Below are 2,673 nucleotides of genomic sequence, written 5' to 3'. Positions count from 1 at the left end.
GGGGCGACGTGGGCTGAAAACAGCGCTTACGGATTTCCTTTAGCGCAGGCCAGTTTTCATCATCAAGAATGCGACGGGCACCCTTCTCATCACCGTCCTTGATCCAATAGGGTTTGTAACGAGCAACCCGCGCCAGGAGGTCGAACAGGCCAAAATTGCGGAGGGCATCGGATAGGCTTCTTCCCGACCTGAAAACCGACGCACTATATTGATGCTGTAGCCAGCGCTCGATCTCTGCAGGGTCATAGGTGGTTCTGTCAGGCAGTGACACCACAGTTGGCATTGGGAAAGTAGAATGTGGAATAGTAGACCCATCGGCAATTAGCGAATAGACTGCGCACGCCCCGTCAAAGTGCAGCGCCCGCATGTCCGCCCCTGCCGCTGACAATTGATTTATAATTGTGTTTTCAAGATGCACGTGGGCGACGGTTTCTGTGAGGAAAACTTCGTCTATTGAGACGTTCCGAAGCACGGGAACCCCAGATGGCGTGAACACGCAACATGCGCTGAGAACGAGGGACGCAATATTCTGCTTGGCACGATCTTGATCGCCTAAGTTGGAGAAACTCTCCAAGGCTTTACGGATGAAATTTTCAGAATCATCGCCGCTTATTGAGCGAAAAACTTCAGAGAAAGCCTCAAGAAAATCCGATCCGAAAATATTTCTCCGAACGAACTTAGGAACCTCCCCCTGCGAGATGGAACGGATCGTAACGCGAGAAAGGAAATAGTTATAGACCTGTTCGTGGGCGAAGTTCTTATAGCCGCGCCTATCGTCATCCTTGAGAAAGGCGAGAACCCCGGACCGGTTTTTCAAAATCCCGGACAAGCTAGGGGGGACGATCTCTTCTGCTGAAATCTCAGCCAGCCAAGCAAGCGTGTCCGAGGGGATCGCGCTGGACTGATTCTCGGCCAAATCCCGCGCCACCTCCTCCATCACTCGAATAACGAACTCGGCTCGGCTTTCTGGCGTGGTGACCGCTTCAATATCCTTGCCAAACTTCGTCGCTTCTCGGTCTATCATCGCAGTTATGAGGAATGATAGCAGATCGCCGATGTCGCCGTTCTCAATCTGCTCCGCCACTCCGTCGCGAGCCAGCTCAGATAGGAAAAATGGACGAAGAGCATACGAGTCGCGCTCAAACAACGAACTGGCCGTTTCCGAATACAGTAAGTGTTCCGTCCAGCCCTTTTGTGCGAGCCATTCGCGAGCGGTATTCGGTTCAATCGGGCAAAGTGTAAATGCTTCAAGGCGATCAAGATTTTCGTCGAGCGCCGTGAGCGCCTTTTTCATTCGCTCTCGCCCGATGAACGTTTCTCGGCCCGCAAGGATTATCTGTCCTTGGCCTCGAGATTCAATGACAAGATCGTTCACTTGCGCCCAAGCTAAGTCATATCCGTTCGGGTCGCCAAGCTCATCAAATCCATCAATTGCAAGTGTGATGAGGCCATGTCGGACGAGGACGGGCACCTGATCATAGGTGACTGAAAGACGGAGGGTTTGCAGGCTAAATGCCATCAAATCGGTGATGTTCTGCAGCATCCTTCCTCGGCTTTCGACGTGAAGAATGAGCGGTCGCTGATCGCGACGGAAATTTACTGCTCGTTGATAAGCGAGTGAACGAATAACGCTGGTCTTCCCGATACCCGCCGGCCCGTCAATCAACAGGACATGAGTCCGAGGTACAGTCCCACTGGTTGCGCTGGGTGTGAGGGCGTTGTCAATAAGCTCTACCCCTCCCGTTTCTTGGCTGTGGGCCATGCGTCCTGAAACTGGAATCGTATCTCCGGCAACACGGTCATGTAGCAAAGTACGCTGGCTGTCGGCCCATTTGCCAAGGTTTGCCCAATTGACCGAAGCCAATAGCGCTCGAAAGCTTGCGTGATTGCGCTCGTCTGCTTCAACTCTTTCGCGAACACGGCCATCTGCTGCTATGGTAACCGTTACAGGCACCCCATCCCGCACAAGGCGGATCACATACGAGCCATGCGCCTCAACCAGTTGCGGTGCGGAAGTTCCGAGATCCGCGAACATTGAGAGGTCATTCACAATGGCTTCGGGAGTCATGATGGCGCGTACCTTAATTGATCTAGTTTGAGGAACGGGGTGTCGTTCCGATTCCGGACAAGCAGCACTTTGCCGCCCTGCCCCCCACGAATTCCTTCGGCTACATAGGCCGGCGGTACAAGGTCATCGTCTTCACCGACAAGCATGAGCCAGCGTTCGGGTTCCCGGTGAGCGAGGTCAACGAATTCGCTGGCAATCGCCGTGTCGACCATCTTCTCTTCGCTTTCATCCTTGTCGACGAGGTCTTTGCGCAAGGTGTTGGGAATATGGCACCCAAGCTTTTGGTGGAAGCGAGCCGCAGTGGCCGATAGCAGGGCGTCACCAAAGTGCAGTGCAGAGCGGATTACCACGTTCGAGTGGTTAGACAGGGTCGGGAAGTCGGCAGCGGCGAAAACCTCCCTCATAGCCTTTCGTCTCGGCGTCGGCTCAAAGCCCCGATACCATCCGTGATAAAGCCTCAAGGTCACGTCGAAGCGGGCAGTGCTGTCAACACCAACAAGAACCCGTCCGATTACACGTCCAACATAGCGAAGTGTATGATGCCCAAGTTCCACAGGTGACACGCCGGCGGCTGTGAAGCGTCCCGGGTTTTCCGGAGGCGGTTT

Annotated in this window: 2 protein-coding genes; both read right to left on the bottom strand. The window is 54.1% G+C overall.

Annotated elements, in window-relative coordinates:
* Positions 1-2,068, bottom strand: a 2,068-nt coding sequence (locus tag A7A77_RS17165; RefSeq protein WP_156500673.1) for an NACHT domain-containing protein, incomplete at its 3' end; no start/stop codon positions are given.
* Positions 2,065-2,673 (bottom strand): PIN domain-containing protein (locus tag A7A77_RS17155; protein WP_216635616.1); only part of this gene is annotated, 609 nt, incomplete at its 5' end. The genes A7A77_RS17155 and A7A77_RS17165, both read right to left, overlap by 4 nt.

Source organism: Croceicoccus bisphenolivorans, assembly GCF_001634625.1.
GTDB classification, from domain to species: Bacteria; Pseudomonadota; Alphaproteobacteria; order Sphingomonadales; family Sphingomonadaceae; genus Croceicoccus; species Croceicoccus bisphenolivorans.
This window is presented reverse-complemented; position numbering and strand designations above follow the sequence as displayed.